The sequence below is a fragment of the Rhodobacter sp. genome (assembly GCA_020637515.1).
Lineage (GTDB): Bacteria > Pseudomonadota > Alphaproteobacteria > Rhodobacterales > Rhodobacteraceae > Pararhodobacter.
On record JACKKG010000001.1, the window covers coordinates 1,866,280 to 1,893,080 of the forward strand.

The following is a 26,801-nucleotide window of genomic DNA, read 5'->3' on the forward strand; positions in this document are numbered from 1 at the left end:
CAACGGTTGCCGGGGCGTCGCAATTGCGCGATACGGACAGCAGCAGCCGGAAAGATCAGGGAAGGACGCGCGCCATGCGACGCAACCGAAACGTCAAGATTGTCGCCACCTTGGGGCCCGCGTCGTCGGATCTGGCGACGATCCGCGCCTTGTATGAGGCCGGCGCCGATGTGTTCCGCCTGAACATGAGCCATGGCACGCACGAGGAGCAGGCCGCCCGCCACGGCCTGATCCGTCAGGTCGAGGCCGAGACCGGGCGCCCGATCGCCGTCCTTGCGGATCTGCAAGGGCCCAAGCTGCGGGTCGGGACCTTTGGCATCGGCGCCGTCGAACTGGAGGAAGGGCAGAGCTTTCGCGTCGATCTGGACCCGGCCGAGGGCGACCATCACCGCGTGACCCTGCCGCACCCCGAGATCTTCGCCGCGCTCGAACCCGGGGCGCGCCTGCTGGTGAATGACGGCAAGATCATCCTGCGAGTCGAGACCTGCGCCGAGGATCACGCCGATTGCACCGTGCTGGTGGGGGGAGTCATCTCGAACCGCAAGGGCGTGAACGTGCCCGATGTGGTGCTGCCGCTGCGCGCGCTCAGCGACAAGGACCGCGCGGATCTGGAATTTGCCTGCCAGTTGGGCGTGGACTGGCTGGCGCTCAGTTTCGTGCAGCGCCCCGAGGACGTGCTGGAGGCCCGCGAACTGGCCCGGGGCCGCGCCGCGGTCCTGGCCAAGATCGAAAAGCCGGCCGCGGTCAAGGCGTTCGATGCCATCGCCGAGGTGTCCGACGGGATCATGGTGGCGCGGGGCGATCTGGGCGTGGAACTGCCGGTGCATTCGGTGCCGCCGATCCAGAAGCGCCTGGTGCGGCGCGCGCGCGCGCTGGCCAAGCCGGTGATCGTGGCGACGCAGATGCTGGAAAGCATGATCGAAAGCCCCATGCCGACCCGGGCCGAGGTCTCGGACGTGGCGACGGCGATCTACGAGGGCGCCGACGCGGTCATGCTGTCGGCGGAATCGGCGGCCGGCAACTACCCGGTCGAGGCCGTGCGCACCATGCACAATGTCGCGCTGTCGGTCGAAGGCGACGCAACCTATCGGCAGGTCATCAACGCCTTCCGCACCTATGAGCGCACCTCGGTCGCGGATGCCATCGTCTCGGCCGCGCGCGAAATCGCGGAATCGACCGACATCAAGGCGATCTGCTGCTTCACCGAATCCGGCACCACGGCGCTCAAGGTGGCGCGCGAACGCCCGCAGGTGCCGATCCTGGCGCTCAGCCCCTCGGTGCATACGTTGCGGCGCTTGTGCCTGGTCTGGGGCGTCTCGTGCGTGGCGACGGGCAGCATCGACCGCTTCAAGTCGGCGGTGGTCAGCGCCGCACGGGCGATCCGCGATCTGAACATGGGCACGACCGAGGATCAGATCGTTGTCACGGCGGGGGTGCCCTTCAACGTGCCGGGCACCACCAACATCCTGCGCGTGGCGCCCTGCGACGAACGCTTGATTTACCGCGCCGAGGCGGAATAATCGTCGAGACCCCAACCGGAGAGCCCATGGACCGCGATCTTCTGTTCCTGATCGGGCTGATCTTTCTGCCCCTGTGCTTCGTCGCCTTCGTCTCGGCCTGGGCCGACCGGCGGCGGCCCTGGGCGGCGTTGATCCTGCTGGCGCTCGCCGCCGGTCTGATCGGCTGGGCCTGGGTCACCCATCCCGGCGGCGGCTACGACTGGCGCGAGATTCCCGATATCGCGCTGGCAACGTTGGCGCGTTACTGGCCGCGCTGAGGCATCTGCGCCGCGCCGGGGCGGTCCACCACCGCCAGCGTCATGCGCGAGATGCACACAAGCTTGCCGTCGTCGCCGGTGATGCGGATCTCCCACACCTGGCTGCGCCGGCCCAGATGGATCGGCCGCGCGGTGCCGGTGACCCAGCCGCCGGTCGCCGGGCGCAGGTGGTTGGCGTTGATCTCTTGCCCGACCACGGTTTGCTGCGTCGCATCGACGACAAAGGCCCCGGCCCAGGACGCCAGCGTTTCCGCCAGCAGGACCGAGGCCCCGCCGTGCAGAATACCCGCCGGTTGTTTGGTGCGGTGATCGACCGGCATCCGGCCCACGACGTAATCGGGGCCGGCCTCGAGCATCTCGATCCCCATGTGGGCGTTCGCGGTGTTCATTCCCACCCGGTTCGCCAGTTCGACGGTGAAGGGGGTTTTCCAGATCGGTTCGGTGGTCATCTTGGCCTCGTGCTGGTTTGTCGCCATGGCAGGACAAAAGCGGGCAGGGCGCAAGCGTGACCTCGCGTTCCGCCGGCCCCTCTTGCCATCCGGTCCGACCCGGGGTAATGGGCACCCCTCGAACACCCCGCGCGGCCGGCCGACAGTGGCATGCCGAGTCGCGCGTTCTGACCGCTCAGACAAGACAGGAGACGGAAATGCCCAAGATGAAGACCAAGTCGGCCGCCAAAAAGCGGTTCAAGGTCACCGCGACCGGCAAGATCAAATCGGCTCAGGCCGGCAAACGGCACGGCATGATCAAACGGACGACCAAGTTTATCCGCGACGCGCGCGGCACCATGGTGCTGAGCGAGCCGGATACCAAGATCGTCAAGACCTACATGCCCTACGCCCGCTGAGCTGAGGAGATCGACACATGGCACGCGTCAAATCCGGTAAGGTCACCCACGCCCGTCACCGCAAGGTCATCAAGCAGGCCGCGGGGTATTACAGCGCCCGGTCGCGCAACTTCCGCACGGCCACCCAGGCGGTGGACAAGGCGAACCAGTACGCCACCCGCGACCGCAAGAACCGCAAGCGCAACTTCCGCGCGCTGTGGATCCAGCGAATCAACGCCGCGGTGCGCGCGCTGGACCCCGCGCTGACCTATTCGCGCTTTATCAACCTGCTGGCCGTCGCCGGGATCGAGGTGGACCGCAAGGTTCTGGCCGATCTCGCGGTGCACGAGCCCGAGGCCTTTGCCCAGATCGTCAGCCAGGCGCAGGCCGCACAGGCCTGATCCGGCACGACAGAGTTTCCGAAAGGGCCGTCCCGGCATGGGGCGGCCCTTTTGCGTTCAGGCCACGCGGTCGATGCGGGTGGTCAGGTGGATCAGGCTTTCCGACGATTTCACCCCCGGCAGGGCGCCGATCCCGTCCAGCACGCTGTCCAGTTGTTCGGTGGTGGGGGCCGCGACCTGCAACAGCAGATCGAACCGCCCTGAGGTGGTGAAGGCGCGCTCGACCTCGGGCAGGGTGCGCAGGCGGGTCAGGATGGCGGCCTGATTGCGGGGTTCGATCGACACCAGAACCGAAGCCCGAATCAGCGGCCGCGCGGCCTCGGCCCCCAGCTTCAGCGTGTAGCCGACGATCGCGCCGGTGGCCTCCAGCCGCTCGAGCCGGGACTGAACGGTGGTGCGCGCGACCTTCAGCTTGCGGGCCAGGGTCGCCAGTGGTTGGCGCGCGTCCGCGATGAGAAGGGCGACCAGCGCCTTGTCGAGATCGTCCATGGGGTGCCTCGTCGATGTGCCGATTATTTCGTCAATTTAACGCCCCCACGCGACGATTCAATTCTTTTGCTTGATACAAAACTTGCCTATTTGCGCCATCCTGACTCTACAGTGCCGGAGGTGGTCCGGACACGATGAGCAGCGAGGCGAAAGGTCACGCCCATGGGATTCTCCGACACCATCTGGTCCGATCCGGTCGAGTATCTGCGCTCGGTCGGTCCGAACGATCCTGTCATGTTCCTGTCGCCGGCGGCCCTTCAGGCCCAGGCGCACCGCTTTCTCGAAGGGTTCCCGGGCCTGGTGACCTATGCGGTGAAATCGAACCCGGACGAGTCGATCATCACCAATCTGGCCGCCTCCGGCGTGACCGGGTTCGATGTCGCCTCGCCCGAGGAGATCGCCCTGATCCGCCGCCTGGTTCCCGAGGCCGCGCTGCACTACAACAACCCCGTCCGCGCCCGGCACGAGATCGTCTTTGCCGTCGGCCGCGATGTGGCCAGCTATTCCGTCGATTCGCTGAGCGAACTGGACAAGCTGTTCGCGCTGGTTCCCACCACCCGCGCCAACGGCCAACGCGTCGAGATCACCGCGCGCTACAAGCTGCCTGTCGCGGGCGCCACCTATGACTTCGGCGCCAAGTTCGGCGCGACCGAGGACCTGGCGACCGAGATCCTGCGCCGCGTGGCCGCGCGGGGCTACACGCCGTCGCTGACCTTTCACCCGGGCACGCAGTGCGTCGATCCGCAAGCCTGGGACGCCTATATCCGCGCCGCCGGGCGCATCGCGCAGGCGGCGGGCGTGCGCATCCAGCGGCTCAATGTGGGCGGCGGCTTCCCGTCGCACCGGGTGCAGGCCGTGGTGCCGTCGCTCGACGCGATCTTCCACCTGATCGGCCGCGTGACCGAAGAAACCTTTGGCGCCGACGCGCCCGCGCTGATCTGCGAACCGGGCCGCGGGCTGGTCGCCGATTCGATGGCGCTGTGCGCGCGCATCAAGGGGCTGCGGGACGACAACCACGTCTTTCTCAACGATGGGGTCTATGGCGCGTTCGCCGAGCTGCCGCTGATGGGCGCGATGGACCGCATCACCGTCTGGTCGCCCGAGGGCACGCAGCGCACCGGCGAGATCCAGCGCCGCGTGGTCTTTGGCCCGACCTGCGATTCGGTGGACCGCCTGCCGGGGGAAACCCCGCTGCCGTGCGACATCGAAGAGGGCGATTTCCTGCTGGTCCAGGGGATGGGCGCCTATTCGGTGGCGACAAACACCCGGTTCAACGGGTTCGGCGCGCTGGCCGTGCATATGGTGATGGACCTGCACGCCTGACGCTACCCCTTGCCCTTGCGGCGGGCGGGGCTATCCTGCCCCCGCGAAACAGGACAGGTGGGCGGGGAATGCGGGCTTTCGGACAATCGCAGGGCGTCAAGCGGCGCGAGGACTTGCGCTTTTTGACCGGCACCGGGCGCTACGTCGCCGACACCCTGCCCGATGGCTGCCTGCACGCCGTTTTCCTGCGCGCGCCGGTGGCCCATGCGACGGACCTGGTGCTGGACGTGGACGCCGCGCGGCAGATGCCCGGAATCGCGCTGGTGCTGACAGCCGGCGACCTGCACGCGGCCGGTGTCACGGCGGGGATCTGGGCGGTGACCGCGCGCGACCAGCGTGGACAGCGTGGCATCGACACCCGACGCCCCATCCTGGCCGAGGGCACGATCCGCCATGTCGGCGAACCGCTGGCGCTGATCGTCGCCGAGACCCGCGAGCAGGGGCTGGACGCGGCCGAGGCGATCGAATTCGACTACACCGAACACCCCGCGCATCTGGCGCTGGAACCGGGCGGCCCGGCGGTTCACGCCGAGGCCCCCGACAATGTCGCCATGGACTGGCTTTTGGGTGACGAGGACGCGGTGGCCGACGCCTTTGCCCGCGCGGCCCATGTCACGCGGCTGTCGGTGCGCCAGAACCGCGTCGCGGTCGCCAGCCTCGAACCGCGCGCCTGTCTGGCCGAATGGGACGGTGCGCGGTTGCATTTCGCCTTCAACGGCCAGGGGGTCTGGAACCTGAAGCGCGAGCTGGCCCGAACCCTGTCCCTGCCCGAGGCGGCCGTGCAGGTCACCACCCCCGACGTGGGGGGCGGGTTCGGCATGAAAAGCATGGGATACCCCGAACATTTCGCCGTCGCACAGGCCAGCCGGGCATTGGGTCGGCCGGTTGCCTGGATCTCGGACCGGGCCGAGGCGATGGTCTCGGACAATGGCGCGCGCGATCTGGAAAGCCTGGCCGAACTGGCCTTTGACGCGGACCTCCGTCTGACGGGCTATCGGGTCACGACCCGCTCGAACCTGGGTGCCTACAATTCGCAATTCGGGCAGAACATCCAGTCCGAACTGTTCTCAAAGGTTCTGACGGGGGTTTATGACATCCCTTGCGCGGTCTTGCGGGTGCAGGGGCTCTATTCCCACACGACCCCGGTCGATGCCTATCGCGGGGCCGGCCGACCCGAGGCGATCACGCTGCTGGAACGCGCCATGGATAGCGCCGCGCGGGATCTGGGGGTTTCGCCCTTCGACCTGCGGCGGCGCAATTTCATTGCGCCGGACCGCTTTCCCTATACCACCCCCGGGCGCATGACCTATGACGTGGGCGATTTCGCCCGCGTGTTGTCCCGGGCCGAGGGGCTGGGCGATGTGTCGGGCTTTGCCGCGCGTCGAAAGGCCAGCGAATCCGGGGGGATGCTGCGCGGCCTGGGGCTTTGCTACTATATTGAAAGCATTCTGGGCGACGATACCGAGGGCGCCACGGTCGAGTTCGCCGACGATGGCGATGTGCGGCTTTACGTCGGCACGCAGTCGAACGGGCAGGGGCACGAGACGGTCTATGCGCAGTATCTGGCGGATCTGACAGGCGTGCCCTTCGAGCGGATCGCGGTGATCCAGGGCGACAGCGACCGCATCGCCACGGGCGGTGGCACCGGGGGGTCGCGGTCGGTCACGGTGCAGTCGGTGGCGACGCTGGGCACCGTGGAACAGATGGTTGCGGCCTTTGCGGCCTTTCTGGAGTCCGAGGGCGAGCCTGCCCCGGTCACGTTCGAGGACGGGATCTTCTCGGCCCCCGGGTCGAACCGTCGGCTGACGCTGCTGGAGGCTGCCGATCTGGCGCGGGCGCGGGGCCGGATCGACCTGCTCAGGCACGAAAAACGCACCAAACTGCCCGGGCGCAGCTTTCCCAACGGCGCCCATCTGTGCGAGGTCGAGGTTGACCCCGAGACCGGCGCGCTCAGGCTGGACCGCTATCTGGCGGTGGACGATCTGGGCACCCTCATGCATCCGCAACTGGCCGAGGGGCAGGTCCACGGCGGCGTGGCGCAGGGGTTCGGGCAGGCGGTGGTCGAAGACGCGCGCTTCGACCCCGACGGCCAGCTTCTGACCGGCAGCTTCATGGATTACGCGATGCCCCGCGCCACCGATTTGCCGTTGATCCGCTTCGTCAGCGAGCCGACGCCCTCGCGCAACAATCCGATCGGCATGAAGGGCTGCGGCGAAGCTGGCACCGTGGGCGCGCTGGCCGCGATCGGCAACGCGGCACTCGATGCACTGTGGTCGCGTGGCGTGCGTCATGTCGATATGCCGCTGACGCCCCAGCGCATCTGGGGCTGGTTGCAAGAGGCCGCCGCATGAGTGTCCGCCATCCAGCAAGTGACCCAGGCGCCACCTGGCGCCCGTCCCTGCCTCCAGTCCGAAGGTGCCGCCCATGACCGGTCCCCGCTACACCCGCCTTGTCCAGTCGCTGCCCGCGACCGTGCCCTTTGTCGGCCCCGAAACACAGGAACGCGCGCGCGGCGCCGGGTTCGAGGCCCGCCTCGGGGCCAACGAGAACGGCTTTGGCCCGTCGCCCCGGGCCATCGCCGCCATGGCTGAGGCTGCGGCCGGGCAATGGATGTATGGCGACCCCGAAAACCACGATCTGAAGCGCGAGATCGCGGCCCGGATGGGCGTCACGCCCGCGCATGTCATGGTGGGCGAGGGGATCGACGGTTTGCTGGGCTATCTGGTGCGCCTGTTGATCGAGGTGGGCGATCCGGTCGTGACGTCGGACGGGGCGTATCCGACCTTCAATTTCCACGTCGCGGGGTATGGCGGCACCTTGGTCAAGGTGCCCTATCTGGGCGACAGCGAGGACCCGTCCGCGTTGATCCACAAGGCGCGCGAGGTGGGGGCGAAGATCGTCTACCTGGCCAACCCCGACAACCCGATGGGCAGTTGGCACCCGGCCTCGGTGATCGAGGCGATGATCGCGCAGGTGCCCGAAGGAACGCTGCTGGCCTTGGACGAGGCCTATGTCGAATTCGCGCCCGAAGGCACCGCCGCCAGGATCGATCCGGACGACCCTCGGGTGATCCGCTTTCGCACGTTTTCAAAAGCTTACGGCATGGCGGGGGCGCGCGTCGCCTATGCCATCGCGGCGCCCGCCCTGATTGCGGCCTTTGACAAGGTGCGCAACCATTTCGGCATGAACCGGGCGGCGCAGATCGGCGCGCTGGCGGCGTTGCGCGATACGCAGCATCTGGATCAGACCCGTCAGGCGGTCGCCGTCGCCCGCGCCCGGTTGGCCGACATCGCGGCCGAGAACGGCCTGCGGGCGTTGCCGTCGGCCACCAATTTCGTCACCATCGACTGCGGCGGCGACGGCGATTTCGCGCGCCGGGTGCTGGCCGCGGTGGTCCGGCGCGGGGTGTTCATCCGCATGCCCTTTGTCGCGCCGCATGACCGCTGCATCCGCGTCAGCACCGGCCCCGACGCGCAGATCGATGCCTTTGCCCGCGCCCTCCCCGAGGCCCTGGCCGAGGCCCGCACAGGAGCCCCGGCATGACCCAGCACCCTGCCCGCACCCCCCAGGACATGCCGACCCGCGACGAGGTTCTGGCCCTCAGCGGGCTGGCCTTCATCGAGGCGATCCGCGACGGGAAGCTGGCCGGGCCACCGATTTCGGGAGTGATGAACATCCATGTGCACGCGGCCGAGCGCGGCTGCGTTCGCTTTCGCGGCACCCCCCGTTTCGAACATCTGAACCCGATGGGCGGCGTTCACGGCGGCTGGTATGGCACGATCCTGGATTCGGCCCTGGCTTGCGCGATCTCGACGGTGCTGGACGCCGGGGTCGGCCAGACCACGCTGGAATACAAGGTCAACCTGACCCGCGCGATCCCCCTGGACCTCGAGGTCGAATGCACCGCGCGCGTGCAGCACGCTGGCCGCACCACCGCGGTGGCCGAGGCCGAGATTCGCGGCGTCGCGGATGGCCGGCTCTATGCCACCGGATCGACGACCTGCCTGATCTTTCAGCCCCGCGGGTGACGCCACAGGGGCGCGTAGCTGGCCAGCGCGCCTTGCAGTCTGGCCAGGGCGCGCAAGCTGGGCGCGGGGCGGCCGGTCAGCCCCTGGGCCAGCCGTTCGACCGCCAGTTCGGGGGGGCAGGGGATGCGGGTCAGCGGGTCCAGATAGCGCGGGTAGGCGATCAGCGCGGCATGGGTCAGGCGGTCCAGGTCGGGCCGGGGATGCACCCGCAGGCGTCGGTCGGGCACCGGGCCGCGATCGTCGGTCAGGCCCCAGCCGGCATAGAACGGGGCGCCCAGCGTGGTCACCGGGATGCCGCGCAACAGGGCCTCGAACCCCAGGCCCGAGGTCATGGTCCACACCCGGTCGGCCAGATCGAGCGCGCCGGGCGCGTCGGTATCGGCCAGCACCAGATCGGCCAGGCGGTCGGCATCGGGGACCGCGCCGTCGCGCAGTCCGGCCTCGACATCGGGGTGGGGTTTGAACAGCAGGATCGCGTCGGGATGGGCGGTGCGGGCGGCCTCCAGCAGGGCGCGGTTGGTCCGCACGCTGCCCGCACCCAACCGGATCGAGGCGTCGTCCTCGACCTGGCCGGGGATCAGGATCACCTCGGCCCCCGGACGCTCTGCGCGCAGCGCCGCGACCCGGGCCGCCGGGTCGGTGGGGCCGGCCGGCAGGTTGTATTTGGTGACCCGGCCCGCCAGCAGCGCGGCGCGGAGCGCCCGCGCCCGGGCCTCGCCGCCCGGGGGCAGCGGGCCGGCGATCAACCGCTCCAACCGGCTTTCGCGCGTGGGGTCATAGTAGATGCCCAGATCGTCCACCGCCAGCGACAGGGGGGGCACCAGCGCCGCGCCCAACCCCTTTGACCGCACGAAGCCGTCCTCGACCCTGAGGCCGGCAAAATCGGGCCCAACGGCCGAGGCCCACCCCAAGGCATCCGTCCGGTCCGACGCGCGGACAAAGCGCAGCGGTTTCTCGCGGCCGAAGAAGGCCTGCATGTGCGGGCGTTTCCACAGGCGGATGCCGACGGCGTCGTGGCCATTGCGATCCTGGCGAAAGGCGACGAGCCGGGCCTCCATCTGGTCGATGACCTCTTCCAGCCCGCAAAGGCGGTCGCGCAGCGGGTCATACCACAGCGGATACAGGACCATGGCCAGCGCGAACATCTGGATGCGGGTCAGGGCGCGCTGACGGCGCGGGGGGGCGGCCTCGTCCTCGGACAGGCCCCAACCGGCGTAAAAGGGCGCGCCGAAAACGCGGGGCCGGTGCCCGGCGAGGATCGCCTCGAACCCCATTTGCGACGAGACCGTGTAGACCGCGACCGCGCCTTCGAACAGCGACCAGGGCGAGTGCGGGCCGTCGATGAAGCCGACGCGCCCCTGCGCGTCGGCGGGACCATAGTAACCGGCGCGGCGGCCCTGCGCGGTTTCCGGGTGGGCGCGGATCAGCACCCGGGCGCCGGGGTTGTCCTCTTGCGCGCGCACCAGCATTTCGCGGAAGACCCGCTCGGCCGGCAGCGGGCCGCCGGGGGCCCCGCGCGTCAGGGACGCATCCCCACGCACCTGGTCGATCACCAGCACATAGCCGGGATCGGGCGGCGGCAGGGCAGGGTCGTGGCTGTTGTATTTCGACAGGTGCAGTGCGCGCAGCCGTTCCAGACACAGCCGCGCCCGCGCCACAAGCCGCCCGTCGTCCAGCGGATGGGTCGCCAGAAGGTGTTCCAGTTCCGAGGGTTGCGTGGGATCGTAATGCATTCCCAGCGTATCGACCAACAACCCGACGGGCGGTTCGTGGCCCACGCGGGCCGGCTGGATCGAGCGGATCCAGGCGTCCTCGACCCGCCACAGCGCGGCGCCGGTGCGCCGGGTCAGGGCCTCGGCCCGCCAGGCGCGGGGGCTGTGGCCCCAGGCCAGAACGGCATCGCCGCCCTCAGGCCATCCGGCGCGCGGCCGTGCCAATGCCAGTTCCAGGATCCGGCGGATGCGGCGGGCCTGGGCCGAGGGGCCCAGAAACCCCAGGCTGGCGGCGATCAGGCGGCGCGGCGGGGCGCTGGATTGGGTCATCGCCCCGCCTCGGCGTCTAGAGGTTGCGCACGTCGGACACCGCGGTCGCCGCCGCGCCGGTGGCGCCCAGCGTGCCGGCCAGGGTCGAGATCTGCCGGTTCCAGGTCACATTGGCGGCCTCGGTCACATAGATCGTGTCGCCGTCGCGGATCTGGAAATCGCGGGCATTGAACATGCCGTTCGGGGCGGTCAGGTCCAGCACATAGATGATGCGCGTATCGCCGACGATGTCCTGCCGGCCCAGCACGGCGCGGGCAATTTCGGCCGGTTCGTCGCGGAAGACGAACACGCCGGTCGGATCGGCGCGGGTCGCGTCCAGCCCGCCGACGCGCGCCAGGGCCTCGATCGCGGTCATTTCCTGGCGGTCGAAGGTCACCAGCGCCTGGGTGCCGGTCGCGCCCAGCACGGTAAAGCTGCGTTGATCCTGCTCGACGAAGATCCGGTCCCCGCCGCGCATCGCGATATCCAGTTCGGGGTGTTCGAACAGGTCGTTCAGCCAGACGCGATCGGTGATCTGCCCGCGACTGACGGTGATCATGGCGGTCTGCGTCGGGATGCTGACGCCGCCCGCCGAGGCGACCATCGCCGTCAGCCTGCGGTTCGGGCGGGTGATGGGGTAGACGCCCTGCGCCCCGACCCGGCCGACCACCGAAACGGTCGCGCCGTCGCCGCCGGTGCGGCTGACATAGACCTGCGGATCGGGGGTCTGCTGGTCCAGTTGGCGGGCAATGGCGGTGCGCAGGTCCTCGGGCGACTGGCCGGCGGCGCGCACGCGGCCGGCAAAGGGCACATAGATGTAGCCCTGGTCGTCCACCTGCAATTCGGTCAGGCGGGCGCCGGGCGCGTCGGCCGCGGTCAGCAAGCCTTCGGGCACGTTTTCATAGATGGTGACGGACACGGTGTCGCCGGTGCGGATCGTGTCGCCTCCCAGCAGTCGCGCGCTGCGCAGCGCGTCTGAGAAGCCCAGCGCGGCCGGCACGTTGGCGGCACGGTTCACGCGGTCCCCGACGGCGACGATATACGCGTCCCCCTCGCGCAGGACCGATCCTGCAAAGATCTCGTTCATGTTGGGCCCGGGCCGGGGCACGCCACAGGCGCTGAGCCCCGCCACAAACACACCAAGCGCCAGCGCAACGGCGCGGCGTGAAGGTCTGACAATCACTGCTCGGGCTCCTTTGATGGATCTGCCTCAAGTTTTTCACGCAAGTATAGACAGAACCGACAGAATTTCCAAGTGGGATGTCATGTCGGGCGGCCGTTGCGAGGGGCGGCCAGCGGCCCGGCCGGGGCGCGGCGCGCCCGTCGGACAGGGCCGTGACGCGCGAAAGGCAAGATACGGGGGGCGCGCGGAATGTCACAAACCGGATGTTGTGTCGTGCGCCGGCCCGGCGGGCGGTCAGCGCACCAGCCGCAGGTGTTGCCGTGGCGCCGCATGTCCGCGGATCAGCGCGGTATACGGGTCCTCGGGCGAGAGCAGAAGATCGACCACCTGGCGCAGCAGCTGCCGCCGCCCGGCGGCGGAATAAAAGCCGCCCGGCAGTTGCGAGGTCTCCAGCAGGAAGCGGCGATAGTCGCGGTAGGCGCGCAGATCGGGGCGCGAGGGCTGTGCGAAGAAGTCCGGCAGCGGCTGGGTCGAGACGAACTCGGGCTTGTCATAGACCGCGGCACCGAAGACCTTGAGCGGCATCCCGCGCCACAGCACCTGTTGCGCGGCGGTCGAGTTGACGGTCACGGACGAGCGCGCGTGGTTCAGCAATCCCGCCAGCTTGCCGCCGCGAATGAAATGCACCCGGTCCGCCACCCCCGCGACGCGCGCCAGGCGCTGGATGTCGGCCTTCAGCCGCGTGCGCCCGTCTTCCAGCGGGTGGGCCTTGAACACCAGATGGTGGTGGCGCGGCGCGCCCTGGGCAAAGCCCTGTATCGTGACCTCCAGGAACTCGGTCATGGTGGAAAAGGGGCTATGTTGCTGAAAGCTCGAATCATGTTCCAGTTGCAGCAGCGCCAGGTGATAGGGAAAGCCGCCGGTTCGCACCCGCCAGGTTGCCAGCCGCCGTTCGATCGCGTGCAAGGGCATCGCCAGCAGGCGGCCCAGATACAACTGGAATTCCTGCGCGACATTCATCGCGCGGTGCGGGCGAAACCCCTTGTAGCGGCCATTCGCCAGCAGGACGCGCGCGTGATACGCAAAGCCGTAGAACACATGGTGGCGCATGTCGCCCCAATGCGCGGGCGCGTCGATCAGGTCGATCTCGCAGCGTTCGAGCGCGCGCTGCATGTCGGCGACGGACAGGTCCATCAGCCGCGAATGCCCGTTCGCGCCGCCGCGTTCATAGGTGACCCACCAGGGGCGCAGGTAGCCTTCCTCGAACACATGGACGGTGATGCCCCGCGCGCGGGCGCGGGTCACGGCCTCGGCATGGATGAAGCGTGTGTCGCCGTAAAGCACCAGGTCGGTGATCGCGAGGCGGTCGAAAACCCCCTCGACCGTCTGCGGCCAGTCGTCTTGCGTGCCGGTAAAGGGAATGTAGCCCTGCCGCCCCCAATAGGCCTGATCCCCGCGATTGAAGCCGACGCGCCAGACCTCGGCCCCGGCGCGACGCAGCATGGCGCCGAGGTCCTTGAAGAACGGCCCGTGCGGCCCTTGCAGGAATAGAAATCGGCGGTCGTCGCCCTGGGTGCGGATCATCGTGCTGCCTGCCTGTCTGCCCTTGGGGTGTTCCCCTTTGCGCGAAAGGATGCCAGAGATTGATTCGACCATAAAGCCCGAAGGTGTTCAAAAGGTGACCACTGACGGCAGAAACGACGGAAGGCGCGCATGTTCACGGGGATCATCACCGATATTGGCCGGATTCTGGCGGTAGAGGCGCGCGGCGATCTGCGCGCGCGGATCGGCACCGGCTATGATGTGGACGGGATCGAAATCGGCGCCTCGATCGCCTGCGACGGGGTCTGTCTGACCGTCGTTGCGCTGGGTCGCACGCCGCAGAACTGGTTCGACGTGGACATTTCCGCCGAAACCCAGGCCAAGACCGCCATTGGCCGCAGCGGATGGGCGGTCGGCAAGCGGCTGAATCTGGAGCGCGCGCTGAAAGTCGGCGACGAATTGGGCGGGCACATCGTCTCGGGGCATGTGGACGGGGTGGCCGAGGTCGTGGACCTGCGGCGCGATGGCGACAGCACCCGCGTGACCTTTCGCGCGCCCGAGGATCTGGCGCGGTTCATCGCGCCCAAAGGGTCGGTGGCGCTGAACGGCACCTCTCTGACGGTGAACGAGGTTCAGGGCCGCGAATTCGGCGTGAACCTGATCCCCCATACCCAGCAGGTGACCACCTGGGGCACGGTCGCCCGGGGCGATGCCGTCAACCTGGAGATCGACACGCTGGCCCGCTATGTCGCCCGGATGCGCGACTGGGACGACGGCCGCTAGACGGCGCGCCCGTTTACCCAGGTCGCGACCACGGCGCGGTCGTCGCCCATCATGATCGTCGGGAACAGGGCCTCCCACAGGTCGGTCGCGCGGGAGCTGCGCTGCGCGATCACCGGGGTCGAGGCCAGGTCGATCACCACCAGGTCGGCCTCCATCCCCGGCGCAAGGGCGCCGATCCGGTCCCCCAGCCCCAGCGCCCGGGCCGACCCCTGTGTCGCCAGCCACCACAGCTGCGAGGGATGCAGCGCCGCACCCCTGAGTTGCGCGATCTCGTAGGCCGCGGCCATGGTCCGGAACATCGACAGGTTCGACCCGCCGCCGATGTCGGTGGCCAGCCCGATGCGCTGCCCCTCGGCCTTGAGGCCGGCCATGTCGAACAGGCCCGAGCCGATGAAGGCGTTCGAGGTCGGGCAATGGATCAGCGCGGCGCCCACCTCGCGCAGGCGGGCCCGCTCGCGGTCGGTCAGGTGGATCGCGTGGCCATAAAGCCCCCGTTCGCCCAGCAGGCCAAAGTGCTCGTAGACTTCGAGATAGTCGCGCGCCTGCGGGAACAGCCGGGCCACCCAGGCGATTTCCTCGGGCTGTTCGCTGAGGTGGGTCTGCATCGGCACCTCGGGGTGTTCCGACCACAGCGCCCCCAGCGCGGCCAGTTGTTCGGGCGTCGAGGTGGGGGCGAAGCGCGGCGTGATGACATAGGACAGCCGGTCCACCCCGTGCCAGCGTTGCAGCAGCGCCCTGGACTGGTCATAGGCCGCCTGCGCGGTGTCGCGCAGCGTGTCGGGGGCGTTGCGGTCCATGCAGGTCTTGCCCGCCAGCACCCGCATCCCGCGGTCCCGCGCGGCGGTGAACAGCGCGTCAACGCTTTCGGGGTGGATGGTGCAGAAGCTGCACAGCGTCGTCGTGCCCTGCGCCAGCATCAGGTCGAGGCACATTCCGGCAATCGCCTGCGCGTGCGCCGGGTCGCCAAAGCGCGATTCCTCGGGAAAGGTGTAGGTGTTCAGCCAGTCGATCAGCCGCTTGCCCCAACTGGCGATGATACCGGTCTGCGGGTAGTGGACATGCGCGTCCACGAACCCGGCCGAAATCAGCGCCTGGCCGTAGTCGTGCACCCGCGCGCCGGGATGGGCGGCCCGCAATCGGTCGGCGGGGCCGGTCGCGATGATGCGCCCGGCGTCGATCACCACGCCGCCCCGGCTGTCGTGCCGCGCGGCGGCGGGGCCTTCCACGAACGGGTCGGCGGCGAAGGTCAGGGTCTGACCGATCAGCAGGTCGGGCATGGGGGCGGCCTTTTCGTGAACCGGGTAAGGTCTTTATCGCGTGGCTGTTTGCGCATAACAACCACTGGCGGGTCGGACCTGCATCGAATCACGAACGGACGCACCTCAGACCCCCGGGAGGCGAGCATGACGGAACCGGAACGCGACGATGCGCAACACGAGTCCCTTCACGCGCAACCGCAGGCCGAGATGAACGACAGCGGCGATCCGCTGGAAGGTCTGATTCCCGCCGTTCTCGAGGCGGTCGAGGCCGGCGACGGTCCTGCGGTCGAGGAAATGCTGGAACCGCTGCACCCGGCCGATATCGCGGATTTTCTGGAACAGATCAGCGGATCGCAGCGGCGTGCCTTCCTGGCTTTGGCGCCGGACGCCATCGACGGCGAGGTGCTGTCCGAACTGGACGAAAGCCTGCGCGAGGACGTGATCGACGCCCTGCCGCGCGCGGTCCTGGCCGAGGCGGTGCGCGAACTCGACACCGACGATGTCGTGGACATCATCGAGGACCTGGAAGACCACGATCAGGCCTTCATCCTGGACGCGCTGGAAAGCGAAGACCGGGCGGCGGTCGAAAGCTCGCTGGCCTGGCCCGAGTATTCCGCCGGCCGCCTGATGCAGTCGGAAACGGTGACCGTGCCGCAGGACTGGACAGTGGGCCAGACCATCGACCATCTGCGGTCGGTCGATTGGCTGCCCGATCAGTTCTATCACGTCATCCTGGTGGACGAACGGCACCGGCCGACCGGCCACGCGACGCTGGGTCGCGTTCTGGCCTCGCGACGGGATACGCCCCTGCGCGAAATCGTCGAAGGCAGCTTTCTGACAGTCGAGGCCACGGAAGAGGAATCCGAAGTGGCGCTGATGTTCAATAAGTATCATCTGATCTCGATGCCCGTGGTCGATGGCGCGGGGCGTCTGGTGGGGGTCATCACCATCGACGACGCCATGAACGTGCTGGACGAGGAGCACGAGGAAGACTTTCTGCGGATGGCCGGTGTGGGCGAGGAATCGAGCCTGTCGGACGGCGTCTGGGACACGGTGCGCCAGCGGTTCCCCTGGCTGGCCGTGAATCTGCTGACCGCCAACATTGCCGCCGCGGTGATCGGCCTGTTCGAAAACACCATCGCCGTGATCGTTGCGCTGGCCGCGCTGATGCCGATCGTCGCCTCGATGGGCGGCAACGCGGGCACGCAGTCGCTGACCGTGGCGGTGCGCGCCCTGGCGACCCGCGACCTGACGGCCTCGAACGCGTCGCGGGTGGTGCGGCGCGAGATCGTGGTCGGGCTGGTGAACGGGCTGGGCTTTGCCCTCATCATGGGCTGCATCGCCTGGGTGTTCTATGGCCAGAGCGTGCTTCTGGGCGTGGTGATCGCCGGCGCGCTGGTCATCAACCTGGCCGTGGCGGCGCTGGCTGGGGTGCTGGTGCCGTTGATCCTGGACCGGATGGAGCTGGACCCCGCGCTGGCCTCGGGCACCTTTGTGACCACGGTAACGGATGTCGTCGGCTTCTTCGCGTTTCTGGGGCTGGCGACGATGGTGCTGCTATGAGCGACATGGATCAGATCAAGGCCGAGGTCCGCAAGGCGGCGTTTGCCGCGCGCAAGGCGGTGTTCGGAACCGGGCGTGACGTGGCGGCCCAGGCGGGCTTGCGCGCCGCGCTGGCCGCGTTCGGACCCGTGCCCCTGGCCGGCTATCTGCCGATCCGGACCGAGATCGACCCCGTGCCCGTCATGACCACGCATTCCGGCCCGGTCGGCGTGCCGGTGATCCCGGGCGCGGCGCAGCCGCTGGAGTTCCATCTGTGGACGCCCGAGGGCGCGCTGCTCGATGGTCCGTTCGGCGCCAAGGTTCCCGCCGACGGCGTGGCGATGGTGCCGCGCGTGCTGATCGTGCCGATGCTGGCCTTCGATGCGCGCGGTTATCGGCTGGGCTATGGTGGCGGGTTTTACGACCGCACGCTGGCAAAGCTGCGCGCCGCGGGGCCGGTGACCGCGCTGGGCTTTGCCTTTGACGCGCAGGAACTGGCCGAGGTGCCTGTCGATGCCTATGACCAGCGGCTGGACGGCGTGGTCACCGAAAGCGGTCTCAGGCGGTTTTCCTAAGCGCTCAGCAGGGCCATCGCCTCGGCATGGATTTGCGGATTGGCCGCGGCCAGCACCCGACCGCCCTGGTGCGCCGGGCCCCCCTGCCAGTCGGTGACGAGCCCGCCCGCGGCCTCGATCACGGCGATGGGGGCCATGATGTCGTAGCTTTGCAAGCCGGCCTCGATCACCAGATCGATCTGGCCGGCGGCGAGCAGCGCGTAGGCGTAGCAATCCATCCCGTATCGGGTGAGCTGCGCCTGGGCCGAGACCCGGTGAAAGGCTTGCGCGTCGTCGGGGGTGCCGACCTCGGGAAAGGTCGTGAACACGATGGCCCGCGACAAGGGGCGCGGCGCGCGCGTCGCCAGGGCCGCGCGGCCCTGCGGCCCCTCGACCTGGGCCACGCCCGGGCCACCGGAAAAACGTTCGCCGATATAGGGCTGGTCGATCAGGCCCAGCACCGGCCCCTGCGCATCGGCCAGCGCGACCAGGACCCCCCAGGTCGGCGTGCCCGACAGAAAGCCGCGCGTGCCGTCGATCGGGTCCAGCACCCAGGTCAGGCCGGTGGTTCCGGGTTTCGCGCCGTGTTCTTCGCCCAGGATGGCGTCGTCGGGGCGCATCCGGGCCAGCACGGCGCGCATGGCGGACTCGGCCTCGCGGTCGCCCGCGGTCACCGGGTCAAAGCCCTGCGAATCCTTGTTGTCGGCAGACAGACCGGCGGCCCGGAAATGCGCCAGGGTTGCCGGTCGCGCGGCGTCGGCCATCGCGTGGGCCGTGCGCCACAGGTCGGCGGTCAGGTCTGGGGAAAGGGGCGCGCGCGTCATCGGTGTCTCCAAGGGCTGCGCGGCCTGTCTAGTCAGGACGACGCGGCCGGGCAAGGGCGCCGGCCGCGTCGGCGGGGTCGTGTGCCTTCAGGCGGCGTCCGAGAGCACGCGCGCCAGGTCGAACAGGCGTTTGCGCTGGGCCTCGGGGATCGCATAATAGGCGCGCACCAGCTCCATCGCTTCCTTGTTGGCCAGGATGTCGGTCTCGATGGCCGAATCGCTGCTGGCCTCGTTGCCCAACCCTTCGAAGAAGAAGCCGATTTCCACCCCCAGCGTCCGGGCGATGTCCCAAAGACGCGAGGCGCTGACGCGATTCATGCCGGTTTCGTATTTCTGGATCTGCTGGAACTTGATCCCGACGGAATCCGCCAGCTGTTGCTGGGTCATGCCCACCATCCAGCGCCGATGGCGAATGCGCTTTCCGACATGCACGTCAACTGGGTGCTTCACAGGTCTACTCCTCTGTCACGATCGGCCCGAGGGTGTTTCTGGCCGTTTATGGTTCCTCACTCGCACATCAAGCAATTTTCGTGCCAACTGTAACCGGGCGGCACGAATTCCGTTCAGTTCTTTCGAGTCGAGGCCGTTTTTGCAGGTTTCGGGCCTGTTCGGTCGAGGGCCAGAGGGTCATTCGTGGCCGCCTGCCGTTGGCCTCGGCGTTCGCGCCCTGGTTGACGTGGCGGCAGCTTGGCGGGCGACTCGGCTTGCCCGTCTTGATGTAATCACCCCCGGAACTTTCCATCAAGGCGTGTTTTGCAAAATGCAATGCGTCCTGCATCAACTTTTGCGTGTATATGCAATTTGCGAAACCCCACAGGCGGCGTCGCGTCACGCTTGCCCTTGTGCGGGGCCGTCGCCATGCTGCCGCGAGCCGTGAACGCGCCCCGGTCCCCGATCGCGCGAACACGGCTTTCGAACACGACCCGACACCGACCGGAGACCCCGATGCGCGCCTTTGTCCTGGCTTCGACCGATACGCCCCCCGCCGTGACTGACCTGCCGCTGCCTGAACCGGCCCCCGGCGAGATTCGTCTGAAGATTCGCGCCTGCGGACTGAATTTCGCCGATCTCCTGATGGCGCAAGGCCAATATCAGGAACGCCCGGCGCTGCCCTTCGTGATGGGCATGGAGGTCGCAGGCGAGGTGGATGCGCTGGGCGAGGGGGTCACGGCCTTTGCCCCCGGTCAGCGGGTCGCGGCCTTTTACGGGCAGGGCGGACTGGCGGAATACGGCTGTTTCCCGGCCACCGCCTGCCTGCCGATCCCCGAGGCCATGCCCTTTGACCAGGCGGCGGGGTTCATCGTCGCCTATGGCACTTCGCACCTGGCCCTGACTCACCGCGCGCGCCTGCGCGAGGGCGAGACCTTGCTGGTTCTGGGGGCCTCGGGCGGAGTCGGCCTGACGGCGGTCGAGATCGGCGCGCGGTTGGGCGCGCGGGTTGTCGCCGTGGCGCGCGGCGCCGACAAGCTGAAGGTCGCGCAGGCGGCGGGGGCCTCGATCCTGATCGACAGCGCCGAGGCCGATCTGAAAACGGCGTTCAAGGCCCTGGGCGGCGTGGACGTGGTCTATGACGCGGTCGGCGAACCGGCGGCCTCGGCGGCGTTGCGCGCCCTCAGGCCCGAGGGGCGCTTTGTCGTCATCGGTTTTGCCGGCGGGCAGGTGCCGCAGATCCCCGCGAACATCCTGTTGGTCAAGAACATCGACGTCATCGGCCTGTATTGGGGCGGCTACAACAGCTTTGCGCCGCAGGTCCTGACGCGGTCTCTGGCGGACCTGATGGCGCTTTATGCGCAAGGCGCGCTGCACCCCCACGTCAGCCACACCCTGCCGCTGGAGCGCACGGCCGAGGCCATGGACCTGCTGCGCAGCCGGGCCTCGACCGGCAAAGTCGTGGTGACGATGTAGCGGCTACGCGGCGGCGGCGACGGACAGGCCCGCGCCGTCCCAGGCCTTGCGCAGCAGATCGGCCAGCGCCAGCACCCCCGGCGAGGCGATGCCGGGCCGGATGTAGAGGTTGACCAGGTGGCTGCCCAGGTCGGGCAGCGTGCCATTGTGTGCGATGCGTTCGGCGTGTGGCGGCTCGGTCCCGGCCAGCAGCGCGTGAATCGCCATGTCGCAACTGACGGCGGCCTCGAGCGTGCGGTCCGATTCCGATTCGACCGCCGCTTCCCACGGGATACCGGCCCGGTCCAGCGCGGCGACGATCCCGGGCCGAAATGCGCAATAGCGGCCCAAGGCCAGCCGCAGCGGGCGCTGCCGCCATGCCTGCCCGGCCGGCGCGCCGATCCAGATCAGCGGCAGTCGGGTCAACGTCTCGCCACCCGGGCCGCAGTGCTGCTCGGTGGTCAGGATCAGGTCGCAATCGCCGTTCAGATAGGCCTCTTTCGCCTTGCGCGTGTTGCGCGCCTGAAGCTGCACCTGCATGCGCGGGAACATGGCCTGGAAATGCCGCAGCACGTGGGGGATATGGGGGTAGACGATGTCATGGGGCACGATGATGACGATCTCCCCCTCGAAATCGCTGTCGGTCAGGCGTTCGACGGCCTCGTCGTTCAGGGCCAGGATGCGCCGGCCATAGGCCAGCAACTGCTCGCCCTCGCCAGTCAGCGACACGCCGCGCCCGCTGCGATCCAGCACTGACAGGCCCAGCGATTCCTCCAGCCGCTTGATCTGCATCGAAACGGCCGATTGCGTCAGGTTCAGCACATGCGCCGCGCGCGTCACCCCGCCGAAATCCGCGATGGCAGCGAGGGCGCGCAGGGCGGCGAGATCGAGGTTGCGGCGCATATCAAGACCTTTGATGCAAGATATCAAGAACATTCGTTTTCATGATACGCCAGTTTCGCCTATCGGATCAACATCCGTCATGAGCCGCGCGCGACTCATTCGAATTGCAGAAGGACCCTACCGATGACCCGCACCCTTGCCGCCCCCGTGTCCCTGGCCGCGCCGCTGTCTGCCCCAGCCGGGCGCCGTTCGGTTCTGGGTGTTCTGCGTCTGGCACCGGCCCTTTTGCGCCAGCGCCGCGCCCTGGCCGAACTGGACGACGCGCGCCTGCGCGATCTGGGTCTGACCCGCGCCCAGGCCCGGTCCGAGGCCGACCGTCCGTTCTGGGACGCCCCCGCGCATTGGCGCTGATGCGGAATGCCTTGAAACCGTGACAGGTAATCCCGATATTGGAGGCATCTGCGGGGCCGTCGGTTTCCGCACAACGCTTGGTTCCAACGGAGGGTTTCATGGCCAACTACCAGTCGGTGCGCACGTCCGACACCGGCGCGCTCGGCGCACGGATTGATGCGGGCCTGCGCGCGCACATGAACAAGGTCTACGGCACGATGGCCGTGGGCATGCTGATCACCGCGCTGGCGGCCTGGGCGCTGGCCGGGCTGGCGGTGACGGCGGACATGGCCGGCGCGGCGCACAATGCGCAGGGTCAGGTCTATGCGCTGGGGCAGGGGGATTACCTGACCTCGTTCGGCGCGCTTCTGTATACCTCGCCGCTGAAATGGGTGGTGATGCTGGCGCCGCTGGGCATGGTGATGTTCTTTGGCGCCGCCATGAACCGCATGTCGGCGGCCGGCGCGCAGATCTATTTCTGGGTCTATGCCGGGCTGATGGGCGCCTCGCTCAGCTCCATCTTCCTGGTGTTCACCGGGTTCTCGATCATGCAGGTGTTCTTGATCACCGCGATCGCCTTCGCCGGGCTCAGCCTGTATGGCTACACCACGAAGCGCGATCTGTCGGGCATGGGAACCTTCCTGATGATGGGAGTCATCGGGCTGCTGGTGGCGATGATCGTCAACTGGTTCCTTCAGTCCTCGGCGATGGAATTCGCGATCTCGGCGATCGGCGTGCTGCTGTTCGCCGGCCTGACCGCCTATGACACGCAGAGCATCAAGTCGACCTATGTGGCCCATGCGCACAATGGCGACACCGAGTGGCTGGGCAAGTCGGCGATCATGGGTGCGTTGCAGCTCTATCTCGACTTCATCAACATGTTCATGTTCCTGCTGCAACTTTTCGGCGACCGCCGCTGAGCGCAGGCAATCGCCTCGCAAACGACGGGCCGGTCCTTTGGACCGGCCCGTTTTCGTTTGACCCGGTCTCGGCCGTCGCCGGGGGGCCATCCCTGTGCCGGATTTATCCCCTGGGGGATCCAGAGGCGTGGAAAACCCCATTGGCCAAAGGGCGCCAGGGGGGCGCCTGGTCCGCAGCATCGCCGTCCGCAGCCTTGCCGGACGGCCCGCGCAAACGAAAAGAGCCGCCCCGAAGGGCGGCCCAAGTCCACAGCGGAGGGCAGATCTTACTTGATCTTGCCTTCCTTGTATTCCACGTGCTGACGCGCGACCGGGTCGAATTTGCGGATGGTCATCTTCTCGGTCATCGTGCGGGCGTTCTTTTTGGTCACATAGAAGTGGCCCGTGCCCGCCGAAGAGTTCAGACGGATCTTGATCGTCGTCGGTTTCGCCATGATGGTCTCCTAGCGCGCGGTAGCGCCCTGGCCACCGGTGTAATCCTTTGAAGTCCGCCTTTTACGCAACTCGGGGGCAGAGTCAACGCCTCCTCGCCGTCAGTAGGCGTTTTTCGTGGTGACCAGGCTCCAGGGGGTCATCAGCATGATCTTCAGGTCCAGCCACAGCGACCAGTGCTCGATGTAATAGAGGTCGTGCTCGACCCGTTTAATGATCTTCTCGGACGAGTTTATCTCGCCGCGCCAACCGTTGATCTGCGCCCAGCCGGTGATGCCGGGCTTGACCTTGTGGCGGGCGGAATAGGCGTCGGCGATCTGGTCATAAACGATGTCGCCAGTGCGCGCCGAGGTTGCGTGCGGGCGCGGGCCGACCAGCGACAGCGAGCCCATCAGCACGTTGAAGAACTGCGGCAATTCGTCGATCGAGGCCCGGCGGATGAACCGCCCGACCCGCGTGACCCGCGCGTCGCCGCGGCGGACGGCCTTGACCGCGGTCGGGTCGCATTGTTCGACATACATCGAGCGGAACTTCAGCACCGCGATGGGCTTGTTGTTGTAGCCGTGGCGCATCTGCCGAAACAGCACCGGCCCGCGCGAGTCGAGCTTGATCGCCAGCGCGATCACCGCCATCACCGGGGCGAACACCACGATGGCAAACGACGCAAAGACGACATCGAACACGCGCTTGCGGAACGCGGCGAAGCCGCCCAGCGGGGGCTTGTAGATTTCGATCAGGCGGAACGGCCCGATCTGCGAGCGCCGCTGGCGCGAGAATTCCGGGATCTCGGCGCCTTCGAGCACGCGAATGTCCACCGGCAGCACAAAGAGACGCGCCAGCAATTCGCGGATGCGCTGCTGCGAGGCGTTGGGGATGGTGATGATGACGGTGTGAATCTTGGCAAGTCGGGCGAATTCGACCAGATCATCCACGTCGCCGGTTTTGTGATGCCCGGCCACGACCGAGGGCGAGCGGGCGTCCATGCGCTCGTCGAAGAAGCCGCAGAAGCGGCGGCCGCGGCGGCGTTCCTTGTTGATTTCGGTGAGCAGGGGCACGATGTCCTCGCCGCCGCCGACCAGCACGATCCGGTGCTCCAGCCGCCCCGTGCGCACGAGGTCCATGATCCGCAAGTGCATCGCCACCCGGGCCGCCAGGATCAGCCCCAGTGCGGTCGCGAACCACAGGACGAGCCAGGGCTCGATGGCCCGCGAGCGCACGCCGGCGGCGATCAGCAACGCGTAGACCGTGGTCAGGCCCAGCGCCAGCGCCACCGTCGCGCCCAGCAGCGCGCGCGGCGCGCTGCGCATCTGGCGAAAGCCGTAGCCGCCCAGCAGGCGCGCGAACATCGCCACCGCCAGCGCCCCCAGCACGACCCCGCCATTGCGGGCCTCCTCGGGCAGGGTGGCGTCGGGCAGCAACAGGTGGCAGATCAGCCCGGCCAGCGTTACCAGCCCCACATCGACCAGAAAAAGGATGAAACCCAGCAGCGCGGGATTGATCGGCGTCCGGCTGAGACGCTGGGCCTGGGCCTGGGCCTGACCACCAAGCAGCCGTGGACGCGCGCCGCCGGTCCAGGGTCGGCGGCGATGGGTCTCCGTGAACAGGCGTTTTCGACTCAGGGATTCGGACATACGCATACCGGGTTCGGCGGATCATCGGACAACAGGCGGGGCCCCATCGGAATGGGGGGCGATGATCGACGCTAACGCCGGGATGCGGCACAATTGTGGCGGCAGGCGCGCGCGGATGGCCTGTAAGCCGGATTCTGTGCCGGGTTGCCCCGGCGGCGACCATTCATCTGCTCCGTCCGTTACCGGCGGAGTCGAGCTGCCAACCCGGGCCTCTGGGCTGAGACGTCCCTGCGGCGATATCGACCGAGGCCGATCATGCCCGCGCGAGGCCCCTATTCGGCATTGCTCCCGGTGGGGCTTGCCGTGCCGGTCCGGTTGCCCGTCCCGCGGTGGGCTCTTACCCCACCGTTTCACCCTGACCTTTGCGAACAAAGGCGGTCTGTTCTCTGTGGCGCTTTCCCTCGGGTTGCCCCGGCCGGGCGTTACCCGGCACCGTTGCCTCATGGAGTCCGGACTTTCCTCGGGTCCTGGGACCCGCGGCCGCCCGGCCATCCGCGCCCGCCCCTCCTACGCCTGTGCTTCCTGGGCGTCAATGCGCCCGCGCAAAGGGCCCTGTCGCGCCTGTCTCTTGTCTTTCTTTCGTCAGACGGTAGTGTTCGCGATTGATGAACAATCCTGAGAACAAACGCCGGATCGGTGCCGACGGTCCTACAATCCCCGCGTTCTGCCTGGGCACCATGACCTGGGGGCGGCAGACCGAGCCTGCGCAGGCCCATCGCCAGATCGATCTGGCACTGGAACACGGGTTGAATTTCCTCGACACCGCCGAGATGTATCCGACGAATCCCGTGTCGGCCGATACCCGCGGTCTGAGTGAAACGGTGATCGGCGACTGGATCGCGGCGCGTGGTGGCCGCGACCGGCTGGTGATCGCCACCAAGGTCACCGGCGAGGGCAGCGCGGTCATCGCGGGCGGCACGCCCCGGATCGGCGCGGCCCGCCTGCGCGCGGCGGTCGAGGGCTCTCTGGCGCGGCTGCGCACCGAGCACATCGACCTGTTCCAGTTGCATTGGCCCAATCGCGGCTCGTATCACTTTCGGCGCAACTGGGGCTTTCGCCCGGCGACCGACGCGGCCGGCTTTCGGGCCCATATCCACGAGATTCTGACCGAGGCCGGTCGGCTGATCGCCGAGGGAAAGATTGGCGCGCTGGGCCTTTCGAACGAAAGCGCCTGGGGGTTGGCGCAGTGGCTGGCCGGGGCAGGGGGATGCCTGCCGCGCATCGCCAGCGTGCAGAACGAGTATTCGTTGTTGTGTCGCTTGCCAGACACCGACATGGCCGAGGCCTGCGCGATGGAGGACCTGCCGCTGCTGGCCTTTTCGCCGCTGGGGGCGGGGTTGTTGACGGGGAAATACGCGGGCGACGTGACGCCCGAGGGGTCGCGCCGGTCCGCGGTGCCCGACCTGGGGGGCCGCATCACGCCGCGCGTGTTCGAGACGGTCTCGGCCTATCTGGGGCTGGCCCGCGAGCGGGGGCTCGATCCCGTGCATATGGCGCTGCTCTGGCTGCGCGCCCGGCCTTTCCCGGTGATCCCGATCCTGGGGGCGACCACCGTCGCGCAACTGGCGCACCAGTTGCCCGCGCTTTCCCTGTCCCTGATGCCCGACACGCTTGAGGCGATCGACGCGCTTCATCGTGCCCATCCCATGCCGTATTGAGGAGGAAACCATGCGTCGGACCCCGACCCTTCTTGCGACCGTTCTGGCCGCTGCCGTGCTGCTGTCCGCCTGTGTGCCGACCACGGCGCCGACCTTGACGGGGGCGCCCGAAACCGTCCAGCCGCAGCGCGCCACGCCTGAGCCGCGGGTGGTGGACGAGCCCGTGGTTCCCGGCCCGGCGATCGCGGCCGAACCCGAGGTTCAGGTCATCACCACCGCGCCCCAGGATGACCTGCCACCGCCCGATCCGCCCATGTTGGCCCAGCAGCGCGCCGCCTGCGAGCGCGACGGGGGGCGGATGACACCGCGCGCGCAGGGGGTGTTCGCCTGCGTCCGACCCACCCGCGACGCCTATCACCACTGCGAATCGAACGCCGATTGCGAGGGGGTTTGCCTGGCGCGCTCGGGCACCTGCGCGCCGCTGCAACCGCTGTATGGATGCCAGGATGTGCTGACCCTGCCCGGACGGCGCGAGACGCTGTGCATCGACTGATCCGGCCCCGGGGTGCCGGGCGTTCGGCTGCCCGCCCGACCACGCAAAAGGCCCCGCG

Annotated in this window: 27 protein-coding genes and 1 other RNA gene; 16 read left to right on the forward strand and 12 right to left on the reverse strand. The window is 68.2% G+C overall.

Features of this window, described 5'->3' with window-relative positions; all coding sequences use genetic code 11:
- The first annotated feature begins 74 nt into the window (after window positions 1-74).
- Window positions 75-1,520, forward strand: a complete 1,446-nt coding sequence (gene pyk / locus H6900_09135; GenBank protein ID MCC0073440.1) for a pyruvate kinase — start codon at window positions 75-77, stop codon at window positions 1,518-1,520.
- Window positions 1,521-1,546: 26 nt separating this feature from the next.
- A complete protein-coding gene (locus tag H6900_09140) occupies window positions 1,547-1,777 on the forward strand; it encodes a hypothetical protein (protein ID MCC0073441.1) in 231 nt (76 codons plus the stop codon).
- Here the strand turns inward: H6900_09140 and H6900_09145 are convergent.
- Window positions 1,762-2,226 carry a hotdog fold thioesterase gene (locus tag H6900_09145; GenBank protein MCC0073442.1) on the reverse strand — a complete coding sequence of 155 codons (465 nt, stop codon included), beginning with the start codon at window positions 2,224-2,226 and terminating at the stop codon, window positions 1,762-1,764. The genes H6900_09140 and H6900_09145 overlap by 16 nt on opposite strands.
- A 197-nt stretch (window positions 2,227-2,423) precedes the next feature.
- Here H6900_09145 and rpmI point away from each other — a divergent pair, with 197 nt between their 5' ends.
- Both rpmI and rplT read left to right on the forward strand, forming a co-directional pair.
- On the forward strand, window positions 2,424-2,624 hold the full coding sequence (gene rpmI, locus H6900_09150; GenBank protein MCC0073443.1) for a 50S ribosomal protein L35: 201 nt from the start codon (window positions 2,424-2,426) through the stop codon (window positions 2,622-2,624).
- A 17-nt stretch (window positions 2,625-2,641) separates the two neighbouring features.
- Window positions 2,642-3,004 carry a 50S ribosomal protein L20 gene (gene rplT, locus H6900_09155; protein ID MCC0073444.1) on the forward strand — a complete coding sequence of 121 codons (363 nt, stop codon included), beginning with the start codon at window positions 2,642-2,644 and terminating at the stop codon, window positions 3,002-3,004.
- A gap of 57 nt (window positions 3,005-3,061) precedes the next feature.
- Here the strand turns inward: rplT and H6900_09160 are convergent, their stop codons facing one another.
- Entirely contained in the window at window positions 3,062-3,493 is a 432-nt protein-coding gene (locus H6900_09160) for an Lrp/AsnC family transcriptional regulator (GenBank protein MCC0073445.1), read from the reverse strand.
- Window positions 3,494-3,655: 162 nt separating this feature from the next.
- Here H6900_09160 and H6900_09165 point away from each other — a divergent pair, with 162 nt between their 5' ends.
- The 4 genes from H6900_09165 (at window position 3,656) to H6900_09180 (ending at window position 8,844) form a co-directional block, all read left to right on the forward strand.
- A complete protein-coding gene (locus H6900_09165) occupies window positions 3,656-4,816 on the forward strand; it encodes a type III PLP-dependent enzyme (GenBank protein MCC0073446.1) in 1,161 nt (386 codons plus the stop codon).
- A 68-nt stretch (window positions 4,817-4,884) separates the two neighbouring features.
- Complete coding sequence (locus H6900_09170) at window positions 4,885-7,167, forward strand: xanthine dehydrogenase family protein molybdopterin-binding subunit (GenBank protein ID MCC0073447.1); 2,283 nt, start codon at window positions 4,885-4,887, stop codon at window positions 7,165-7,167.
- Between the two features lie 73 nt (window positions 7,168-7,240).
- Window positions 7,241-8,359 (forward strand): pyridoxal phosphate-dependent aminotransferase, encoded by a 1,119-nt coding sequence (locus H6900_09175; protein MCC0073448.1) that lies wholly within the window; start codon window positions 7,241-7,243, stop codon window positions 8,357-8,359.
- The gene (locus H6900_09180) at window positions 8,356-8,844 is read left to right on the forward strand and encodes a PaaI family thioesterase (GenBank protein ID MCC0073449.1); all 489 of its coding nucleotides are present in this window, start codon (window positions 8,356-8,358) and stop codon (window positions 8,842-8,844) included. The genes H6900_09175 and H6900_09180 overlap by 4 nt, the downstream gene beginning before the upstream one ends.
- Here the strand turns inward: H6900_09180 and H6900_09185 are convergent.
- The 3 genes from H6900_09185 to H6900_09195 all read right to left on the reverse strand — a co-directional run bounded on the left by H6900_09185 (window position 8,829) and on the right by H6900_09195 (window position 13,572).
- Window positions 8,829-10,886 carry a capsular polysaccharide biosynthesis protein gene (locus tag H6900_09185; GenBank protein ID MCC0073450.1) on the reverse strand — a complete coding sequence of 686 codons (2,058 nt, stop codon included), beginning with the start codon at window positions 10,884-10,886 and terminating at the stop codon, window positions 8,829-8,831. The two genes, H6900_09180 and H6900_09185, sit on opposite strands and share 16 nt — an antisense overlap.
- A 16-nt stretch (window positions 10,887-10,902) precedes the next feature.
- The gene (locus tag H6900_09190) at window positions 10,903-11,952 is read right to left on the reverse strand and encodes a polysaccharide biosynthesis/export family protein (GenBank protein ID MCC0073451.1); all 1,050 of its coding nucleotides are present in this window, start codon (window positions 11,950-11,952) and stop codon (window positions 10,903-10,905) included.
- A gap of 330 nt (window positions 11,953-12,282) precedes the next feature.
- Window positions 12,283-13,572 (reverse strand): capsular biosynthesis protein, encoded by a 1,290-nt coding sequence (locus H6900_09195; GenBank protein ID MCC0073452.1) that lies wholly within the window; start codon window positions 13,570-13,572, stop codon window positions 12,283-12,285.
- A gap of 129 nt (window positions 13,573-13,701) precedes the next feature.
- Here H6900_09195 and H6900_09200 point away from each other — a divergent pair, with 129 nt between their 5' ends.
- Entirely contained in the window at window positions 13,702-14,313 is a 612-nt protein-coding gene (locus tag H6900_09200; protein ID MCC0073453.1) for a riboflavin synthase, read from the forward strand.
- Here H6900_09200 and guaD read toward each other — a convergent pair.
- A complete protein-coding gene (gene guaD, locus H6900_09205) occupies window positions 14,310-15,590 on the reverse strand; it encodes a guanine deaminase (GenBank protein ID MCC0073454.1) in 1,281 nt (426 codons plus the stop codon). The two genes, H6900_09200 and guaD, sit on opposite strands and share 4 nt — an antisense overlap.
- Before the next feature lie 189 nt (window positions 15,591-15,779).
- On the opposite strand from guaD, the gene mgtE reads away from it, so the two are divergent.
- Window positions 15,780-17,135, forward strand: coding sequence for a magnesium transporter (mgtE, locus tag H6900_09210; GenBank protein ID MCC0073455.1), 1,356 nt, complete (start codon window positions 15,780-15,782; stop codon window positions 17,133-17,135).
- A complete protein-coding gene (locus H6900_09215) occupies window positions 17,132-17,689 on the forward strand; it encodes a 5-formyltetrahydrofolate cyclo-ligase (GenBank protein MCC0073456.1) in 558 nt (185 codons plus the stop codon). The genes mgtE and H6900_09215 overlap by 4 nt, the downstream gene beginning before the upstream one ends.
- Here H6900_09215 and H6900_09220 read toward each other — a convergent pair.
- Window positions 17,686-18,492: an inositol monophosphatase family protein gene (locus tag H6900_09220; protein MCC0073457.1), complete on the reverse strand. Its 807-nt coding sequence runs from the start codon at window positions 18,490-18,492 to the stop codon at window positions 17,686-17,688. The two genes, H6900_09215 and H6900_09220, sit on opposite strands and share 4 nt — an antisense overlap.
- Window positions 18,493-18,579: 87 nt before the next feature.
- Window positions 18,580-18,942, reverse strand: coding sequence for a helix-turn-helix transcriptional regulator (locus tag H6900_09225; protein ID MCC0073458.1), 363 nt, complete (start codon window positions 18,940-18,942; stop codon window positions 18,580-18,582).
- Window positions 18,943-19,437: 495 nt separating this feature from the next.
- Here H6900_09225 and H6900_09230 point away from each other — a divergent pair, with 495 nt between their 5' ends.
- The gene (locus H6900_09230; protein MCC0073459.1) at window positions 19,438-20,397 is read left to right on the forward strand and encodes an NADPH:quinone oxidoreductase family protein; all 960 of its coding nucleotides are present in this window, start codon (window positions 19,438-19,440) and stop codon (window positions 20,395-20,397) included.
- A 3-nt stretch (window positions 20,398-20,400) separates the two neighbouring features.
- Here the strand turns inward: H6900_09230 and H6900_09235 are convergent, their stop codons facing one another.
- Window positions 20,401-21,279: a LysR family transcriptional regulator gene (locus H6900_09235; protein ID MCC0073460.1), complete on the reverse strand. Its 879-nt coding sequence runs from the start codon at window positions 21,277-21,279 to the stop codon at window positions 20,401-20,403.
- 123 nt (window positions 21,280-21,402) lie between these two features.
- Between H6900_09235 and H6900_09240 the strand changes: the two genes are divergently transcribed.
- Complete coding sequence (locus tag H6900_09240; protein MCC0073461.1) at window positions 21,403-21,630, forward strand: DUF1127 domain-containing protein; 228 nt, start codon at window positions 21,403-21,405, stop codon at window positions 21,628-21,630.
- A gap of 98 nt (window positions 21,631-21,728) precedes the next feature.
- On the forward strand, window positions 21,729-22,529 hold the full coding sequence (locus H6900_09245) for a Bax inhibitor-1/YccA family protein (GenBank protein ID MCC0073462.1): 801 nt from the start codon (window positions 21,729-21,731) through the stop codon (window positions 22,527-22,529).
- Window positions 22,530-22,795: 266 nt separating this feature from the next.
- On the opposite strand, the gene rpmG is transcribed toward H6900_09245, so the two are convergent.
- The 3 genes from rpmG to rnpB all read right to left on the reverse strand — a co-directional run bounded on the left by rpmG (window position 22,796) and on the right by rnpB (window position 25,088).
- Complete coding sequence (rpmG, locus tag H6900_09250) at window positions 22,796-22,963, reverse strand: 50S ribosomal protein L33 (protein ID MCC0073463.1); 168 nt, start codon at window positions 22,961-22,963, stop codon at window positions 22,796-22,798.
- 99 nt (window positions 22,964-23,062) lie between these two features.
- Window positions 23,063-24,592 carry an undecaprenyl-phosphate glucose phosphotransferase gene (locus tag H6900_09255; GenBank protein ID MCC0073464.1) on the reverse strand — a complete coding sequence of 510 codons (1,530 nt, stop codon included), beginning with the start codon at window positions 24,590-24,592 and terminating at the stop codon, window positions 23,063-23,065.
- A 107-nt stretch (window positions 24,593-24,699) separates the two neighbouring features.
- Window positions 24,700-25,088: RNase P RNA component class A (gene rnpB / locus H6900_09260), an RNA gene on the reverse strand.
- 109 nt (window positions 25,089-25,197) lie between these two features.
- On the opposite strand from rnpB, the gene H6900_09265 reads away from it, so the two are divergent.
- Complete coding sequence (locus H6900_09265) at window positions 25,198-26,250, forward strand: aldo/keto reductase (GenBank protein MCC0073465.1); 1,053 nt, start codon at window positions 25,198-25,200, stop codon at window positions 26,248-26,250.
- 10 nt (window positions 26,251-26,260) lie between these two features.
- The gene (locus H6900_09270; protein MCC0073466.1) at window positions 26,261-26,743 is read left to right on the forward strand and encodes a hypothetical protein; all 483 of its coding nucleotides are present in this window, start codon (window positions 26,261-26,263) and stop codon (window positions 26,741-26,743) included.
- The last annotated feature ends 58 nt before the right edge of the window (window positions 26,744-26,801 follow it).

Excerpts from the sequence above, each read along its gene's own strand:
- pyk (MCC0073440.1), top strand. The coding sequence starts at position 75 with ATGCGACGCAACCGAAACGTCAAGATTGTCGCCACCTTGGGGCCCGCG.
- H6900_09140 (MCC0073441.1), top strand. The coding sequence starts at position 1,547 with ATGGACCGCGATCTTCTGTTCCTGATCGGGCTGATCTTTCTGCCCCTG.
- H6900_09145 (MCC0073442.1), bottom strand. The coding sequence starts at position 2,226 with ATGACCACCGAACCGATCTGGAAAACCCCCTTCACCGTCGAACTGGCG.
- rpmI (MCC0073443.1), top strand. The coding sequence starts at position 2,424 with ATGCCCAAGATGAAGACCAAGTCGGCCGCCAAAAAGCGGTTCAAGGTC.
- rplT (MCC0073444.1), top strand. The coding sequence starts at position 2,642 with ATGGCACGCGTCAAATCCGGTAAGGTCACCCACGCCCGTCACCGCAAG.
- H6900_09160 (MCC0073445.1), bottom strand. The coding sequence starts at position 3,493 with ATGGACGATCTCGACAAGGCGCTGGTCGCCCTTCTCATCGCGGACGCG.
- H6900_09165 (MCC0073446.1), top strand. The coding sequence starts at position 3,656 with ATGGGATTCTCCGACACCATCTGGTCCGATCCGGTCGAGTATCTGCGC.
- H6900_09170 (MCC0073447.1), top strand. The coding sequence starts at position 4,885 with ATGCGGGCTTTCGGACAATCGCAGGGCGTCAAGCGGCGCGAGGACTTG.
- H6900_09175 (MCC0073448.1), top strand. The coding sequence starts at position 7,241 with ATGACCGGTCCCCGCTACACCCGCCTTGTCCAGTCGCTGCCCGCGACC.
- H6900_09180 (MCC0073449.1), top strand. The coding sequence starts at position 8,356 with ATGACCCAGCACCCTGCCCGCACCCCCCAGGACATGCCGACCCGCGAC.
- H6900_09185 (MCC0073450.1), bottom strand. The coding sequence starts at position 10,886 with ATGACCCAATCCAGCGCCCCGCCGCGCCGCCTGATCGCCGCCAGCCTG.
- H6900_09190 (MCC0073451.1), bottom strand. The coding sequence starts at position 11,952 with ATGAACGAGATCTTTGCAGGATCGGTCCTGCGCGAGGGGGACGCGTAT.
- H6900_09195 (MCC0073452.1), bottom strand. The coding sequence starts at position 13,572 with ATGATCCGCACCCAGGGCGACGACCGCCGATTTCTATTCCTGCAAGGG.
- H6900_09200 (MCC0073453.1), top strand. The coding sequence starts at position 13,702 with ATGTTCACGGGGATCATCACCGATATTGGCCGGATTCTGGCGGTAGAG.
- guaD (MCC0073454.1), bottom strand. The coding sequence starts at position 15,590 with ATGCCCGACCTGCTGATCGGTCAGACCCTGACCTTCGCCGCCGACCCG.
- mgtE (MCC0073455.1), top strand. The coding sequence starts at position 15,780 with ATGAACGACAGCGGCGATCCGCTGGAAGGTCTGATTCCCGCCGTTCTC.
- H6900_09215 (MCC0073456.1), top strand. The coding sequence starts at position 17,132 with ATGAGCGACATGGATCAGATCAAGGCCGAGGTCCGCAAGGCGGCGTTT.
- H6900_09220 (MCC0073457.1), bottom strand. The coding sequence starts at position 18,492 with ATGACGCGCGCGCCCCTTTCCCCAGACCTGACCGCCGACCTGTGGCGC.
- H6900_09230 (MCC0073459.1), top strand. The coding sequence starts at position 19,438 with ATGCGCGCCTTTGTCCTGGCTTCGACCGATACGCCCCCCGCCGTGACT.
- H6900_09235 (MCC0073460.1), bottom strand. The coding sequence starts at position 21,279 with ATGCGCCGCAACCTCGATCTCGCCGCCCTGCGCGCCCTCGCTGCCATC.
- H6900_09240 (MCC0073461.1), top strand. The coding sequence starts at position 21,403 with ATGACCCGCACCCTTGCCGCCCCCGTGTCCCTGGCCGCGCCGCTGTCT.
- H6900_09245 (MCC0073462.1), top strand. The coding sequence starts at position 21,729 with ATGGCCAACTACCAGTCGGTGCGCACGTCCGACACCGGCGCGCTCGGC.
- rpmG (MCC0073463.1), bottom strand. The coding sequence starts at position 22,963 with ATGGCGAAACCGACGACGATCAAGATCCGTCTGAACTCTTCGGCGGGC.
- H6900_09255 (MCC0073464.1), bottom strand. The coding sequence starts at position 24,592 with ATGTCCGAATCCCTGAGTCGAAAACGCCTGTTCACGGAGACCCATCGC.
- H6900_09265 (MCC0073465.1), top strand. The coding sequence starts at position 25,198 with ATGAACAATCCTGAGAACAAACGCCGGATCGGTGCCGACGGTCCTACA.
- H6900_09270 (MCC0073466.1), top strand. The coding sequence starts at position 26,261 with ATGCGTCGGACCCCGACCCTTCTTGCGACCGTTCTGGCCGCTGCCGTG.